The following is a 15075-nucleotide window of genomic DNA, read 5'->3' as shown; positions in this document are numbered from 1 at the left end:
ATGATTACCTCAATGGCGCAATGCCAGTGGCGATTGCGCCCTACGTTTTAATCAACCCCCTTAATCAACCACCCTCAAAACCTCATAACACGCGCCCATGGTGTGGTAGTCGGTTTTGCCAGCGGGGGATTTCTGTTGGTCGATTTTCTGGTTGTCGGGGCTGAGTGCGCGGTACCACGCGCCGTGTTGGTGGTCTACGAAGTGCTGCCAGCTGTAGGCCCAGATTTTGTCGTAGGCTTGCCAGTATTTTTCATCCTGAGTTTGGTCTGCAAGCAAGGCGGCGGCGGCGAGGGATTCGGCTTGTACCCAGAAGTATTTATCTTGATCGTAAGGCTCGCCGTCCAAGTCGTAGCCGTAGATTAGCCCGCCGTGTGCTTCGTCCCAGCCGGATGACATGGCTTCGTCAAACAACTCACGGGCGCGGGCTAGGTGCCAGGGCTGCGGGTCGTGGCGGTCTAAAATAAGCAGTAGTTTGGCCCATTCGGTTTGGTGGCCGGTTTGGATGCCCCAAGGGCGGAAGATATTGGTTTTGTTGCCCTTGTTGTATTGCAAATTGGGCGTCCAGTCGGTGCGGAAATGCTCCCAGATTGCCCCGTCGGTTAAGGCGGCCTGGCGCTGGGTAAAGTTGGCGGCTAGTAGCTTGGCGCGGTCTAAATAGCGAATTTCGCCGGTGGCTTCAAAGGCGGCGAGCATGGCTTCGCAGCCGTGCATATTGTCGTTTTGGCCGCGATAATCATCTAGCACCCAATCGCTACTGGCTTCGCTGGCGTAAACACCGTATTCGGGTAGCCAGAAATGTTGCTCCATGGTGTCGTAAGTTTCATCCAGCCATACTTTGGCTTCATCCATGCCGCTACGATAGGCGCAGGCGTAAGCCAGCATCACAAAAGCGAGGCCGTAGCATTGGTTGGTGGCATCCGTCACTTCGCCGTTTTTAACTTCCCAAGCGTAGCCACCCGTCTTTGGGTTGAAATGCACTTTGCGAATAAACTCAATGCCGTGCCTTACGCGCGCCTGATGCTCTTTTTCGCCAAACTCTAGCCACGCCATGGCGTTATTAAACACAAAACGGGTGGACGAGACGAGATGGCGACTTTCCTTATCGTAAACACGGCCGTCATCCATATAGTAATGATAAAAACCACCCGCCGGATCGACCGAAATCGGGTCGTAAAACGCCATCGTATGGCGAATATGTTTAAGTAGAAATTCTCTAGTGCGAAACATGGCTATTCCTTTGCAGAGAGTAAATGGGGGCGCTCTTGGGCTATTTTGCTGATGAGCTCACCAAGCAGGGTATTGGCCCATGCAAACCAGCTGCGGGTAAATTGCTCCGGCTGATTGGCGTTAAATGATTCGTGCATAAAGTAAGTTTCGGCGTGGCTGCTTTTAAGCATGTGCAAGCAGAGGCTGATTTCGTCGTCCTGATCGCTGGTCATGGCACGCATGATGATGGACATCGGCCAAATCATCGGTGCAAGCGTGTGCGGGCTGCCGTTGCCTTCAAAATGGTCCCCCTTAAAAAACCATGGGTTATCAAAGGAGAGCGCAAAGCGGCGGGTGTTTTGATAGACCTCTTCATTCTGCGCTACGGCCCCTAGATAAGGTAAGGACAGTAGGCTGGGAATATTTGCATCGTCCATCAGCAGTGCACTGCCGTAGCCGTCCACTTCATAGGCGTAAATTGCGCCGTGTTTAGGATGCTGAACAATGGCGTGGGCTTGCAGCGCGGCGGCGACTTCGTCAGCCAGAGCGGTGCATTCGATGGCAAAGGCGCTCTCATTAGAGAGGTCGACCACCATGCTGGCGAGCTGACGCAGGCTAATCACGGCAAAAAAGTTGGATGGCACTAAAAACGGCAAAACGGTGGCGTCATCCGATGGCCTAAACATCGAGGCGATCAGCCCCACGGGGCGGGCAGGGTTGCCCCAGCCATGGCAAGCCAAGGTATCGGCTTGCCAGCTGCCGTTGCGGGTAAAGGAGTAAGGCCCACGATTCTTTTTGCGTTGTTGCGCTTTCATGGTGGCTACAGCCAGCTTCATGGCCGCCAGCCATTGCCCGTCAAAAGGCCTGCGGTCGGAGCTGCGCTGCCAAAAGCCGTGCGCCAAACGGATGGCGTAGCAAAGCGAATCCAGCTCCCATTTGCGCTCGTGCAATTCGGGCAGCATGGTGGTGTTGTCACTCTGCCATTGGCTATGGGCAGGGCCGTTGTTAAAGGCGTTGGCGTAAGGGTCGATCAGGATGCAGGCGCTATGGCGGCGGATCAGCCCGGCAATCATGTCGGCAAGCTCGGAGTCTTCTTGCATCTGCGCTAAATAAGGCCAAACTTGCGCCGCGCTGTCCCGCAGCCACATGGCATGGATATCGCCGGTAATCACAAACGTATCCGGCAGGCCATCCACCATCTGAAACGCCACGGTGGTATCGAGTGTATTGGGGTAACACTGGCGGAATAAGCGCTCTAAAGCGGGATCAGAGATGTGCTGGCTGATGCTTTCGATATGGTCATTGACGGCGGGGCTGTGGAATTTTTGTGGCTGCAAGGGATGGCTCGGTTGTGGGAGTTGCGTGGGGGGTGTTGTTATTGGGGTTTATATTTTTAGCAAACAGCGAAAAAACACAATAACTACACTCTCCGCATAGGGCTTTAAAGTCCCCTTGAAGCACGCCGAAGCGAGGAACAAGCGGGCGGGGTTTCGGCGAGGACTGTTTGAGCGAGCTTGCGAGCGAGTTCCGCAGCCGCCGCTCGATTGTCCGCAGATGAGGGGCTTTCGTGCTGGTCGGGGCGGCCTTCTTTGGCTTCGTTTCTTGGCCGTTCAAGAAAGGAAGGCCCCCGCGGTGGCTACCGCTCCAAAATCAACGTGCCGAAGGCACTAAAAAGGTTTTTGTGTTTTGTTTAGCACCTAGCGCATTCTTCACTGCTGATTCACCTTATGCTTCCTCAATCTTGCCGTCACTTTCCCTTCCTTGTCTGTAGCAAATAAGACCGCACGCTCGCTAGCTAAGGTGAGCGAATAGCTAACGCCGCTGGCTTTGTCTTTAAAACTGATGGCTTCTTCCTGGCCTGATTCGTTCACCAATATCCATAATGCGCCGAGTTCAAAGCTGAGTTTCTGGGCGAATACGCCGGGCTGCTCACCGGATAGCCAGTTTAAAGGTGAGCTTAGGCCGGCCCAATCCATCGCGGTTTGATAGAGCGCAAGCAGCGGCTCGGTGCGATCGTTCATTTCTAAAGGCAGCGGGCACCAAAGGATATTGCCACTGGTCTGTAAGCTGCCCAGTGCATTGCCCTTGCTAAGTTTTGCAATTTTGTCGCCGCCAAAGCTGGCGCGGTATTTATGGCTACCGATATGGATAGCCTCCTCACGCTGTAGATTACGCGTGTCTGATTCGCTCATTAGGGCGTGGCAAGGCTGCCAGTAAGCGTCTAAATCGCAGGGGCCGGTCAGTACGATGGGTGTTTTGCACTGGCTGATCCAATCGCGAGCAGCTTGCGATAGGGCGTGCGGACTGGGGATGATAATCAGCTTGGCGGGCGCGTGGTCTAGGTCGGTGAGATGATATTCGCTGATGGCGCGTACTGGCACTTTTAGCTCGTATTGCATCACGCGTACTAAGCGCTGCGTGGCTTCCAGCGCAAAGCGGCGGTTGCCGTAATCGTTGCTAAATGGGTAAATCACCGCCACGTCTTCCAATTGCCTGCCTTGCATGAGTGGGGCAACGGCTTTAAAAAAGTTACCAAAGTCTTCGCTGACCATGGCTTCAGGCTTACGTGTGCCATCGGCTCGGCATGCGCCAATATGCGATTCGTTGATGTTGTCCATATGGTAGTTGATATTCCACAACCACTGTACCGCACCCGCGCCGCCATTAATAAAGGCGTAAGCATATTTACGTTCTAGCATATGGGCGAGTTCGGTTTCGCTGCGCTTACTACGTCCATTGGGGCTTTCAATATGCATGATGCCGGTTTCTTGCACAAGGCTTGGCTTGTTGGGCGTTTTGCTAAAGATACTGTCCCAAGCCAAATCATCATTGAGCCACCAGCTATGCACATTGGTGTAATCCACCGCCTCGGCAAAAAACATGGGCGATGGGCGTTGCATACCCAGTGCCTCGTCCTGCCCAACGGTAATTAAGCGGTTTGGAGCAATGGCGCGGATGGTGGCGCTTAAATCAGCGATCCAGCGCTTGAGCATGGCTTGGCTAAATAGGCTGTAATCTAGCCAGATGCCGTGTTGTTTGGGCGTGATTTCGGTGGGGTTAAACGCCACCTCCTGCGTCAGTGGTGGCAGTACGGCATTCCAGTCGGGTAGATCGGCGGGGCTGCGGTTCCAGCGCTGCTGCCAGTTGGCGATATCCGCATCCTGCTCTTGCAGCCATGTTCTAAATGCGGCGATTTCGATCGGGTCTTGCACGCTGCGTGGCCCAAGGAAAATCTGCTCGGGGTTAAACATGGATGGCTCGTTGATTAAATCCCAGTGCACATGGCTGCTGTCTTTATGGCGGCTGACAATGGCGGAAATAAAGCGCTTTTGTGCGGCGATGGCGCGTGGGTCCAGATAGGGGTTCTGGCCTTCCCATGTTTCTGGAGTGAAGGTGAAAAAGGTAAAGCAAGTTTCCAGATTGTGGAGTTTGGCGCAGTGTAAGAAGGCATCAATAGCGCGTAAGGCGGCCTCTTGAGCGTGGCCGTCGGCAAACATCACTTGCCGCCATGCTGTCCAGATGCCGGTACGAATATAGTTGATGCCCATGCGGGCAAATTCGGCCATATCCCTATCCCATATGGCAGGGTTGGGTAGCTGTAAGAATTTGCGATGCACATCGCTGGCCATATAGGTCATACCAACAATTGGCACAGGCTTGCCGCCACGGGTGAAGTAATCGCGACCCGCACAAAGCGGCTGGCCTTCATCGAGCAAGCGGTGATCTCGCCCCCAAAATCCTTGCTGTAATTCACATACTTCACCAAAGGCGGAAACGGCGCGGCAGTGGATGGCGTAATAGCCGTGTACAACCACCATCGGTAGCGTGGTGCGGTGAAATACGGGGCCATGCGCGGTGGTGTTGAGTGCCATTGTTTCCTGAATCAGCATCTTGCCGGCTTGCATGATTTTGATTTCAAATTGCCACTGACATGCAGAATTACTGCGCAAGGCCTCAATTTGTAAGTTAAACGTAGGCACTTCGCTAGGGTAGTAGCAGGCAAAATCGGATTTAATCCAGATTTCGGTCACGCCTCGGCCGCAAAATTTAGCCCATTCAAGCAGCGCTTCGCTGCCGCCTTGCTCCCAAAATAGCGCTGTGGCGTTGACGTTTACAAACAGCCAGCGGCTGCCTGCAAAAGCACCGCGATGGTTTTCGATCAGAACAACAGGGGCGGCAATCGCCCTGCCTGAGGCATCTTGGGCGGTGATCAGCGGGTAAATACGCGCATCCATAGGCCCGTTAGAGCTAGATTCCTTTGGGCAATCTTTATGCTTGGTGGGCATAAGCACCAAGCCGCAGCTGGCGTCTTGTGGTGCAAACAGATGGGTTTGCTTACTTAGCAATGGGTACTGCTCACCCGCCTCAACACTGATGGCTTCGCTGCAGTCAACGGCCAGCATCTCATGGATATTTAAATCTCTGAAAAGGGTGGTTGGGGCAGAAAAAGGCATATTGCCCATGCTGAGTAAATTGCCGCCATTTTGTAAGAAATTGAGCAGTGCAGGCCAAGCCTCACGCGGGAAATAGGCGCCGTGTGTGGCAATTAAACAGCTTCCTGCTGATGCACTGTTTAAGGCGTTGATGAGCGTGTTAGAGTCGGCCAGTGTGCCCGCTTCTTGCCAGCGGGCCAGATCATCTTGCTGCGGGCGTTCGCCGTGGTAAGCCAGATTGACATCGTAAAAAAAAATGGCACTCATGCGTTTTCCTTTTAACAGCGTTAGCATTTAGGGCTGGCACTGATATGCATAACGTTGTCGCAATACTTACTGTATGGCCGCAGATTTGCTTGGCGACTTCAGCGTTATGTGCCTAAGCCATAGTATTGATTACAATTTATTTGTTTGTTCGATTAATTTGCTTTCTAGCTAATTTTGCATGTTGTAATTAATCAGTGCTTTATGTATACAGAATGCTGGCATTGTGCTTGTTTATTACAAGAGGTGTCGGTCGTAGTTTGAATAAAAAGGGCTGTATGGGTGGACGAGTCTTCATGTGGAAAGTTTCATTTTTCAGCGAAGTTTGTTCATTTTTACTAAAGTGCATGACCGAAAAGACTTAATCGGTATGGCTAATGGCTTGGTAAATTGATTTATTGATACATTGAGTTTATTTAAATAGAGTTTGTATCCGTACTGCGCTAAAACAGGGAATTCCTCGTAATGAAAACGTTTATATTTATTGCTTTGCTTATCTCCGGGGCTGCACACGCAGAAATCTATAAATGGAAAGATGCAGCAGGCATGATGCATTACTCCGATCAGCCACCTAAAGGCAACAAAGCAGAAGTACTTAAGACCAAGGATTTACCTGTTAGCACGATGTCGGCTCAGCGTCGCGAGGCTTCTGCAGCAAGCGGTGTGGCGGTAAAAGCCAGCGCGCCTGCAGCGAGTGTGCCTGTGGCGGCAAAAAGCGAAAAAGACGAAAAAGCATGTAAAGAGGCCATGGCAAGGCTGAGCTATTTGCAAGGCTCAAAAAAGTTTTCGAGCGTCAATGAAAAAGGCAAGCTCGAGTTTATGGAGGCGGCGCAGCGTAAGGCTGAAACGGCCAGTGTAGAGGCGAATATCAAGCGAGTTTGCCCCTGAGCGCATGTATTTCTCTGCCAAGCCGCCTGTATGGGCGGTTTTTTATTGCCTGTGTGTTGTGAATTGCACTTTTCTTCCAGCCCCGACATTGAGCGTCCTAAAAGGCGGTGTATTCGGATGCTGTCTTATTGCTGACGATGATTTGTAATCTTTGATATTTAGCGTAAAGATTTGTTTTTATCCATTGCTAAAGTCCTTTCACCTAGCTATCTAGATAAGAAGCTGATGGTTCTTAAAACAGAGCTGAATCATCATTTTACAGAATGCTGACGAGCACATTGGGCGAGTGTCAGCCATAGCGGGTAAGGTGAGTTGATATGCACGAGCATGCTAGCCAAACATCGTTTAAAGACATTATGCGTTTGCATGATATCGATGATGCCGATCTGGAAGTTGTCCGAAAATACGGCGCTTTAGTGGTGCCAAAAATGCCTGAATATTTAACGCATTTTTATGAATGGATGCGTGAGCTGCCTGAATACCAAACGCTCATGGTGAATGATGAAGTTAAAAAACGTGCTCAAAATGCGCAAAATACGTATTGGAAACGTTTTTTTGCGGGTATTTTAGATGATGCCTATATTGAGGATAGGCGGCGCTTAGGTGAAACACACGCGCGTATTGGTTTATCTTTACCTAGTTATTTTGCGGGAATGAATTACTCCTTTGTATTATTTACTAAAAAACTTTACGACGGCGGTTTATTTAGTGAGGAATACGGTAAGGCGGTTGCCTCTATTACCAAGCTATTGCATTTAGATACTTCTATTGTGGTGGAAACCTATACGCGTTTGATTAATGAACGAATTAATGAACAAAGCCGCGCTTTAATGGAAATGTCCACCCCGGTAACAATGATTTGGCAAGATATCCTTATGTTGCCTGTTGTTGGGATTATTGATTCAAAACGCGCTCAGGATATTATGGCAGCTATTTTGAATAAAATTGCTGAAACACGTTCCCGTGTATTTATTATGGATATTTCCGGTGTGGCGATTGTGGATTCCGGTGTGGCTAATCATTTAATTAAAATTACAAAAGCGACCCGGTTAATGGGCTGTACTAGTTTAATTTCTGGCGTTTCACCCTCTATTGCACAAACGATTGTTCATTTAGGGATTGATATTGAAGGAATGACAACCCATGCCACCTTGCGTGATGCGCTAGAGCAGGCGTTTAAGAGCGTAGGCATACGAATGAAAAGAGTTGATGAGGTTTAGGAGGAGGGATGGCAGATCGTGAATCAGGGGGAGGGATAGCCATTTCGATGGTTGAAGATGCTCTGCTTGTGTGCGTGCAGACCGAGCTGCGCCCTTCAACATTGACTGAGCTGCAAAATAGATTACTAGGGCAGGTTACAAAAATGGCGGCTAAGGGCGTGATGCTGGATCTATCTGAAGTGGATGCCTTAGACGTTGATGGTTTTGCTGCGCTGATTGATTTAAGCAAAATGCTGAAGATGATGGGGGCTAAAACCGTTTTTATTGGCTTTAGACCGGGCGTGATTGCCGGTTTGGCGGCGCTTGATAGTAATCTTTCGGCGTTACGGGGTTGCCAGACTATCCGGCAGGCACTGGATTTATTACATGAAGCCTAGCGTAGAAATGGCAACGGTTTGGCGAAAAATAAAAAATGAGGCCGATGCTGCAATGCTGGTTGCTTATGTTTTTTCTTTGGCAAAACAATGCGGATTTTCTCCTGTGGCGGTAACGGAAATTACGACGGGGGCATCCGAGCTGGCCACTAATATTGTGAAATATGCAGGTGAGGGGGTGATGATTTTTTCTTGGGTTGTGCACCATCAGCGTGAGGGATTAGAGGTGGTGGCTGAGGATCATGGCCCGGGGATTAATGATATGGCGCTGGCAATGACCGAGCACTTTAGTACCAAGGGTACGCTGGGGCTGGGTTTGCCGGGTACACGCCGATTGGCCGATGAGTTTGAGATTAGTTCTGAACCCAATAAAGGCACCCGTGTGCTATTTAGAAAATGGAAAAACTAAGCGCTATGCAATTTGAATTTGCGCGTTGCTTGCGGCCTTGTTTTGGTGAGGTGCTGTGCGGCGATGGCACTATCGTTAAGCCGATGGAAAATGGGCTGTTTGTCGGAATATTAGATGTATTAGGCCATGGCCCGGAAGCACATGAGCTGGCACGGGAATGCGAGCAATGGCTGGAAAAAAACGGCAGCGAGGATATTGAATACGTGGTTAAGACATTGCATGAGCATATCCGTGGCTCGCGGGGCACGGCGATTACATTGGCTTTTTTAGCGCATGACGGCAGTGCGCGATGTATCACGATAGGGAACACGGTGATGCGTAAATTAAGCGACAGTTGCGTCACTTTTTCAGCTCAAGCAGGCACTCTGGGCATTGCATTACGCAGCTTGCGAATTGAAACATTTAATTTCAAAAGTAATGATATTTTTTTATTGGCAACGGATGGCATACAAGAGCATATTTCCGGCGAGCAGATTTTGCTGGAACGCAGAAACAGCAATCTGAATGAAATGGTTGCCAATATGCTGAGCCGTTATGGAAAGCTTTACGACGATGCCACCTGCCTGGCGATAAAGTGCACATCATGATTAAACTTGGCGTAATGGATTTACGAAGTGAAGATGGCATTTATCTTGCTCGGAGTAAGCTGCGGCGGGCTTTAGAGTGCTTGCATCTTAATCAAATGCGCAGCGATTTTCTGCTGACGGGTTTTTATTCGCTCTGCCAGTGGGTGAGACGCTCGTCAGGAGCGTGCGAACTGGTGTTTGGTATTGATAATGATCTTTTGTGTTTTGTAGTGCAGGCAGAGGAAGGATGGAAAAAGCACAGATTATCTACATTTTTTGATGAGCAGCATGAGCTGGCTGATGGCGCATTAGAGTTGGGTTTCAGAATTGGTTTGCAAGATGCCGAGAGCATTCAAAAAGTTAAAAATATTGTCAATGAGCAAACGCGTGATGAATTAATGGCCGAGCTGACTGCTAATAATTCTGAGCTAGCCGCGCATAAAGAAGGCTTAGAGCAAGAAGTAGGTCGCCGGGCAATGGCATTGCAGCAAAGTGAAATGCAATCAAAGGCCGTGATTGAAGGTGCGCCGATTGCTGTTATTTTATTAGATCATGATTGCTGTGTAACAGATTGGAATCGCGCTGCAGAATTGACCTTTGGTTTTTCGCCTGCTGAAGTAGTGGGTTTGAAATTACAAAGTTTGATTCACATTGAAGGTGATGGCGATTTGCCATTGATTTTGGATTCAGGCCTAAGCGAAGCCACTTCTCGTATGACTACGGCCCGCTTTTGGGAGTTATTGGCCCGTAATCGCTCGGGAAGTTTATTGCCGGTGGAAGTCGGTATGACGGTACTGAATATAGAAGGGCATTGCAGCGGTACTTTATTTGCAAGAGATATTAGCCAGCGAAAATTAGTAGAGCAAGAGCTGCAATCTGCTAAAACCAAAGCAGAAGAAGCGGCATCGGTTAAATCGAGTTTCTTAGCGAATATGAGCCATGAAATCCGCACGCCTATGAATGCGGTGATTGGTTTGTCGCATTTGGCATTAAAAGCAGAAATGCCGCCTAAGCAACGGGATTATCTATCAAAAATACACCATGCAGGAACGTCCTTATTAGGAATAATTAATGATATTCTTGATTTTTCTAAAATTGAGGCAGGTAAATTAAATATTGAAGTTGCGCCGTTTGATCTGGAAACAGTGCTGAATAATGTTTGCACAGTTACTACGCAAAAAGTATTTGAAAAAGGGTTGGAATTTGTTATTCATAATCCGGTTGATATACCACCTTGCTTATTGGGTGATTCATTAAGGCTTAGCCAGATTATGATTAATCTGGTCAATAATGCAGTGAAATTTACTGAAACAGGCGAAGTAGAAATCACGATTAGTTGCATGGAAAAAACCCATGAGCAAACACAATTAGAATTCAGGGTGCGAGATACCGGTATTGGCATGACGCAAGAGCAGCTGGGTAAATTGTTTACGGCTTTTACTCAGGCCGATAGCAGTACCACGCGTAAATTTGGTGGTACAGGGCTGGGGCTTTCAATTAGTAAACGTTTGGTTGAGCTGATGGGCGGGCGTATTTGGGCAGAGAGCGAAAGTGGTGTGGGTAGCCAGTTTGTGTTTACTGCCTGGTTTGGTATTGAGCATAAAGAAATCAGAAGGCGTGCTTTACCCGCCGAAATTAATAATATGCGTGTTTTGGTGGTGGATGATCATGAACATGCACGTTTGGCGATTATCGAAGTATTAAAGCGGTTTTGTATGCGTATTGAGCACGTGGGCTCAGGGCAGGGGGCGGTGGAGCTTTGTAGCGCGGCTCATCAGCGAGGCGATCCTTTTGGTTTGGTTTTACTTGATTGGCAAATGCCGATTATGGATGGTGCACAAGCGGCTCAAAAAATTCAGGAAGTATTGCCAGAAAGCACGCCGAAGCTGGTGATTGTCACAGCGTTTGATCGTGAAGATATTTATATCCAGGCGCAAAGCCTGAATATCAGTGCCATTTTAACCAAACCCGTGAATGCGTCTTCGCTTACTGATTGTCTGGTTTCGATTTTTGCAGACGATGATGTTTCTGATAGCCATCCTGTGCAGCAGGATGAGGTGGATGCTGGTTTGCAGGGCATGCATGTGTTACTGACGGAAGATAATCCGATTAATCAGCAAATTGCCACAGAGCTACTGGCTACGGTTGGCGTAGAGGTCGTGGTGGCAAATCATGGTAAAGAAGCGTTAGAAAAACTGGAGCGGTTGGGGGCGGGGTATTTCGATGTGATTTTAATGGATATGCAGATGCCGGTTATGGATGGTTACGAGGCATCCAAGCATATCCGTGCCGATCCGCGCTACAACGCGATTCCCTTGATTGCGATGACGGCGCACGCCATGGTGGAAGAGCGGGCACGTTGCCTTGATCTGGGAATGAATGATCATATTTCCAAGCCCATAGACCCCGCTCAGTTTTTTGCCTGCTTAAAACATTGGCGCGTGACAACGCCGGCAGGCGAGGCAAAAGGGCCGCTGGTGGGTTCAGCCCCCGTTGATGTGCAGCCTGTTGACCCGATTGCTGCTCCGGCGGTTTCTTTGCCTGAAGTGGCATTCGTGTTGCCCGTGCCATCTGTTGCGCCGGCTAAGAGGGTGGAGCGTCAGGAGCTGGATGTAAAAGTAGGCTTGGGCTATGTACTGAATAATCCATCGCTCTATTTGCGCATGCTTAAACAGTTTTGCAGTAGCGAGCTTGATTGTGTGCAAAGAACCCATGCGGCTTTGCTGGCGAATGAATTAGAGCCTGCTTTGCGCTACTCGCACACCTTAAAAGGCCTGAGTGCAACCTTGGGCGGAACTAAAGTCTCAGAAATTGCAGGGCGAATTGAATTAGCTATTTCGCATGGTGGTGGTTTAAATGAGGTCAAGGACGATTTGTTGCAGCTTGATCAGCATCTCAGCGTGCTGATGCGTGAGGTGGGTGAATATATCAATGGTGAAGATCCTTTTGCCAATGCGCCCGCACCCGCAGGAAGAATGCCGGCTAAGGAGTTACAAAACTTATTGGCATGGTTAGAGCGATTGCTGACCGAAATGGATGCGGAAGCGCTTACCGTAATGAGTAAATACGGTGATGCAATGAGCGATTTTTTTGATCCGGCAGAATTTGCAGCGTTTCGAATTGCGCTGGAGAAGTTTAACTTTGGTGAAGCGCTGCCGATTTTACAAAAAATGAGTGCTAATTTTGCTCAAGTGTAGAAAGGGGCCGTGGAGGGGCATCAAGCCGCGCCGCCTTTCTTTGTGACTTTTCCCTCTAAAGCGCGCTGCCTGCGAATTTCCTTAGGGTCGGCTTGAAGGGCGCGGTAAATCTCCACCCGATCTTTTTCCCGCAATACGGTCTCAAGCTTGCAGGCTTTAGAAAAGATACCGATTTTATTGCTGGATAAATCAATTTCCGGAAAAAAATCTAAAATGCCAGATTGGGTAATGGCTTGTTCTGCACTTGTGCCCGTACTCACTTTGAGTGAAATCAGTTTCTGCAAAGCAGGTGTGGCATAGACCACTTCAATATTGATTAATGTACTCATGATGGCCCTGATTAATCGGCTTATGGATGGATTTTATCGGCTTGTTTAATAAAAGCATCTACAAAAGTGCTGGTGATTTTATTAAATACGGGGCCAATAATCATTTCTAAGCCGCGGCTGGAAAACTCGTAATCCAGCTCAAATTCTACTTTGCACGCGTCTTCCATCAGCGGAATAAAGCGCCATATGCCATGCAAGGCTTTAAATGGGCCATCGACAAATTGCATATCGATCTGGTGCTTGGATTTAATATCGCGGGTACGGAAAAAAGTTTTTACTTTTAAAAACTCAATTTGCACGGTGACATCCAGTACGGTGTCAGTACGCTCGTGCACTTCTACACCGCCACACCAAGGCAAAAATTTCGGATAGTTTTCAACATGATCGACTAAATCAAACATGCGATCAGCAGAGTGAGTGACTAATACTGTTTTACGAATAGACTGCATAGTTTGTCTTTATATATAAGGCGACTTGGGGAGTGATAAGGATGTGCTTTCTGCTCGTTTCCCTGCTTTGTAGTGTAGGGCGGGTGCAACCCGCGAGCAATGTTAACAAACACGCGGGTTGCACCCGCCCAATAATTGTTTTACTAATAGGCTACTTAGTTTTTTTATATGGCGGCGTGAGATATTACTATCTGCCGCACCGTTGTTTGTAGCGTAAAATGCCGAGCTTCCAGCAAGCACACTAGATGTAAAAAAATGACCGAGCATCGTAACCCCGACCACTCCATGACGCAACTTGAAAACATCCGCATGCCACCGCATTCGGTTGAGGCTGAGCAATCTGTGCTTGGTGGTCTGATGCTGGATAACAGCTCATTCGACAAGATTGCTGACACGCTGTTTGAAGCCGATTTTTATCGCGATGATCACCGCCGCATCTTTGCCGTGATCGCTAAGCTGGTTGAGTTGGGCCGCCCCGCCGACGTGATTACCGTGGCCGAAGCATTGGATACCCACGAAGAGCTGACTTATGTGGGCGGATTGGCTTATTTGGGCTCCTTGGTGCAAAACACCCCATCTGCCGCCAATATTCGCCGATATGGTGAGATTGTCCGCGAAAAATCGGTCATGCGCCAGTTGGCGTCGGTGGCGACCGATATTGCTGATGCAGCCTATAGCCCCAGCGGGCGTGAAGCTTCCGAGCTACTTGATCAGGCCGAATCGGCCGTGTTCCAGATTGCCGAGCAATCGTCTCGGGGCCAGAAAGGCTTTATCGGCATGCCGCCGATTTTAAAAGAGATTGTTGAGCGTATCGATCATCTATTCCAGCAGGACAATCCATCCGAAGTCACCGGCGTTGCAACGGGTTTTTTAGATCTCGATCGCATGACTTCGGGCATGCAGGCAGGTGATTTGATTATTGTGGCGGGCCGGCCTTCTATGGGTAAAACGGCGTTTTCGGTGAATATTGCCGAGCACGTGGGCATCGAGCTTAAGCTGCCGGTGGCGATTTTTTCTATGGAAATGGGCGCAACCCAGCTGGGTATGCGTATGGTTGGCTCGATTGGCCGCATTGATTTGCACAAGCTTAAAACTGGTCGCTTTGAAGATGAGGATTGGGTGCGCCTTACACACGCCGTCGGCAAAATGAATGAGGCACCGATTTTTATTGAAGAAACCGGCTCGCTAACTGCGCTGGATATTCGTACCAAGGCGCGGCGCTTAGCGCGGCAATGTGGCGGCCAGCTTGGCTTAATTGTGATCGATTACTTGCAGCTGATGGCAGGGCGAGCAGGCGCAAAAGATCAGAATCGAGCCACCGAGCTGGGTGAAATTTCCCGAGGCTTAAAATCACTGGCTAAAGAATTAAAAGTGCCGATTATTGCGCTCTCGCAGCTTTCCCGCTCGGTAGAGCAGCGCACAGACAAACGCCCGATGATGTCGGACTTGCGAGAATCTGGTGCGATTGAGCAGGATGCGGATTTGATTTTATTTATGTACCGCGATGAATACTACAACCCGGATAGCCAGTTTAAAGGCCTTGCTGAATGTATTATCGGTAAGCACCGTAATGGCCCCGTGGGTAAGATTCCACTGGTGTTTGTGGGCCAGCATTCCCGCTTTGAAAACGCTTTGGTTCGCCCGGATGGCTGGTCGAGTGATCTTGAGTAAAGGGTGTGGTGGGGGGGGGAATGCAAAAAGGCAGCCTTAGCTGCCTTTTTGCATTTCAGGACAATGAGC

12 protein-coding genes are annotated in these 15075 nt (G+C 49.3%); 7 read left to right on the top strand and 5 right to left on the bottom strand.

Annotation, left to right across the window (positions count from 1 at the left end):
- Positions 1–60: 60 nt before the first annotated feature.
- The 3 genes from VN23_RS07770 to VN23_RS07760 form a co-directional block, all read right to left on the bottom strand.
- Positions 61–1227 (bottom strand): AGE family epimerase/isomerase, encoded by a 1167-nt coding sequence (locus VN23_RS07770; protein WP_046352925.1) that lies wholly within the window; start codon positions 1225–1227, stop codon positions 61–63.
- A 2-nt stretch (positions 1228–1229) separates the two neighbouring features.
- Positions 1230–2543, bottom strand: a complete 1314-nt coding sequence (locus VN23_RS07765) for a glycoside hydrolase family 125 protein (protein ID WP_052746716.1) — start codon at positions 2541–2543, stop codon at positions 1230–1232.
- A gap of 372 nt (positions 2544–2915) precedes the next feature.
- Positions 2916–5906, bottom strand: a complete 2991-nt coding sequence (locus tag VN23_RS07760) for a beta-galactosidase (RefSeq protein WP_046352927.1) — start codon at positions 5904–5906, stop codon at positions 2916–2918.
- Between the two features lie 462 nt (positions 5907–6368).
- Here VN23_RS07760 and VN23_RS07755 point away from each other — a divergent pair, with 462 nt between their 5' ends.
- From VN23_RS07755 to VN23_RS07730, 6 genes are all read left to right on the top strand, one after another.
- Positions 6369–6791, top strand: a complete 423-nt coding sequence (locus tag VN23_RS07755) for a DUF4124 domain-containing protein (protein WP_046352928.1) — start codon at positions 6369–6371, stop codon at positions 6789–6791.
- Between the two features lie 317 nt (positions 6792–7108).
- The gene (locus VN23_RS07750; RefSeq protein WP_046352929.1) at positions 7109–8011 is read left to right on the top strand and encodes a protoglobin domain-containing protein; all 903 of its coding nucleotides are present in this window, start codon (positions 7109–7111) and stop codon (positions 8009–8011) included.
- Positions 8012–8019: 8 nt separating this feature from the next.
- Complete coding sequence (locus VN23_RS07745; protein WP_046352930.1) at positions 8020–8388, top strand: STAS domain-containing protein; 369 nt, start codon at positions 8020–8022, stop codon at positions 8386–8388.
- On the top strand, positions 8378–8794 hold the full coding sequence (locus VN23_RS07740; protein WP_046352931.1) for an anti-sigma regulatory factor: 417 nt from the start codon (positions 8378–8380) through the stop codon (positions 8792–8794). The genes VN23_RS07745 and VN23_RS07740 overlap by 11 nt, the downstream gene beginning before the upstream one ends.
- A gap of 5 nt (positions 8795–8799) precedes the next feature.
- The gene (locus VN23_RS07735) at positions 8800–9381 is read left to right on the top strand and encodes a SpoIIE family protein phosphatase (protein WP_197433052.1); all 582 of its coding nucleotides are present in this window, start codon (positions 8800–8802) and stop codon (positions 9379–9381) included.
- Positions 9378–12557 carry a hybrid sensor histidine kinase/response regulator gene (locus VN23_RS07730; protein WP_052746717.1) on the top strand — a complete coding sequence of 1060 codons (3180 nt, stop codon included), beginning with the start codon at positions 9378–9380 and terminating at the stop codon, positions 12555–12557. The genes VN23_RS07735 and VN23_RS07730 overlap by 4 nt, the downstream gene beginning before the upstream one ends.
- Before the next feature lie 20 nt (positions 12558–12577).
- Here VN23_RS07730 and VN23_RS07725 read toward each other — a convergent pair whose 3' ends face one another.
- Both VN23_RS07725 and VN23_RS07720 read right to left on the bottom strand, forming a co-directional pair.
- Positions 12578–12886, bottom strand: a complete 309-nt coding sequence (locus VN23_RS07725; RefSeq protein WP_046352933.1) for an RnfH family protein — start codon at positions 12884–12886, stop codon at positions 12578–12580.
- Positions 12887–12906: 20 nt separating this feature from the next.
- A complete protein-coding gene (locus VN23_RS07720; protein WP_046352934.1) occupies positions 12907–13335 on the bottom strand; it encodes a type II toxin-antitoxin system RatA family toxin in 429 nt (142 codons plus the stop codon).
- 255 nt (positions 13336–13590) lie between these two features.
- On the opposite strand from VN23_RS07720, the gene dnaB reads away from it, so the two are divergent.
- Positions 13591–15006, top strand: a complete 1416-nt coding sequence (gene dnaB / locus VN23_RS07715) for a replicative DNA helicase (RefSeq protein ID WP_046352935.1) — start codon at positions 13591–13593, stop codon at positions 15004–15006.
- Positions 15007–15075 lie beyond the last annotated feature (69 nt).

This window comes from Janthinobacterium sp. B9-8, assembly GCF_000969645.2.
Taxonomy (GTDB): Bacteria; Pseudomonadota; Gammaproteobacteria; order Burkholderiales; family Chitinibacteraceae; genus Iodobacter.
Note: the sequence above shows the minus strand (reverse complement) of the source record. Positions and strands in the feature narration are given on the sequence as shown.

Excerpts from the sequence above, each read along its gene's own strand:
- VN23_RS07770 (WP_046352925.1), bottom strand. The coding sequence starts at position 1,227 with ATGTTTCGCACTAGAGAATTTCTACTTAAACATATTCGCCATACGATG.
- VN23_RS07760 (WP_046352927.1), bottom strand. The coding sequence starts at position 5,906 with ATGAGTGCCATTTTTTTTTACGATGTCAATCTGGCTTACCACGGCGAA.
- VN23_RS07755 (WP_046352928.1), top strand. The coding sequence starts at position 6,369 with ATGAAAACGTTTATATTTATTGCTTTGCTTATCTCCGGGGCTGCACAC.
- VN23_RS07750 (WP_046352929.1), top strand. The coding sequence starts at position 7,109 with ATGCACGAGCATGCTAGCCAAACATCGTTTAAAGACATTATGCGTTTG.
- VN23_RS07745 (WP_046352930.1), top strand. The coding sequence starts at position 8,020 with ATGGCAGATCGTGAATCAGGGGGAGGGATAGCCATTTCGATGGTTGAA.
- VN23_RS07740 (WP_046352931.1), top strand. The coding sequence starts at position 8,378 with ATGAAGCCTAGCGTAGAAATGGCAACGGTTTGGCGAAAAATAAAAAAT.
- VN23_RS07735 (WP_197433052.1), top strand. The coding sequence starts at position 8,800 with ATGCAATTTGAATTTGCGCGTTGCTTGCGGCCTTGTTTTGGTGAGGTG.
- VN23_RS07730 (WP_052746717.1), top strand. The coding sequence starts at position 9,378 with ATGATTAAACTTGGCGTAATGGATTTACGAAGTGAAGATGGCATTTAT.
- VN23_RS07725 (WP_046352933.1), bottom strand. The coding sequence starts at position 12,886 with ATGAGTACATTAATCAATATTGAAGTGGTCTATGCCACACCTGCTTTG.
- VN23_RS07720 (WP_046352934.1), bottom strand. The coding sequence starts at position 13,335 with ATGCAGTCTATTCGTAAAACAGTATTAGTCACTCACTCTGCTGATCGC.
- dnaB (WP_046352935.1), top strand. The coding sequence starts at position 13,591 with ATGACCGAGCATCGTAACCCCGACCACTCCATGACGCAACTTGAAAAC.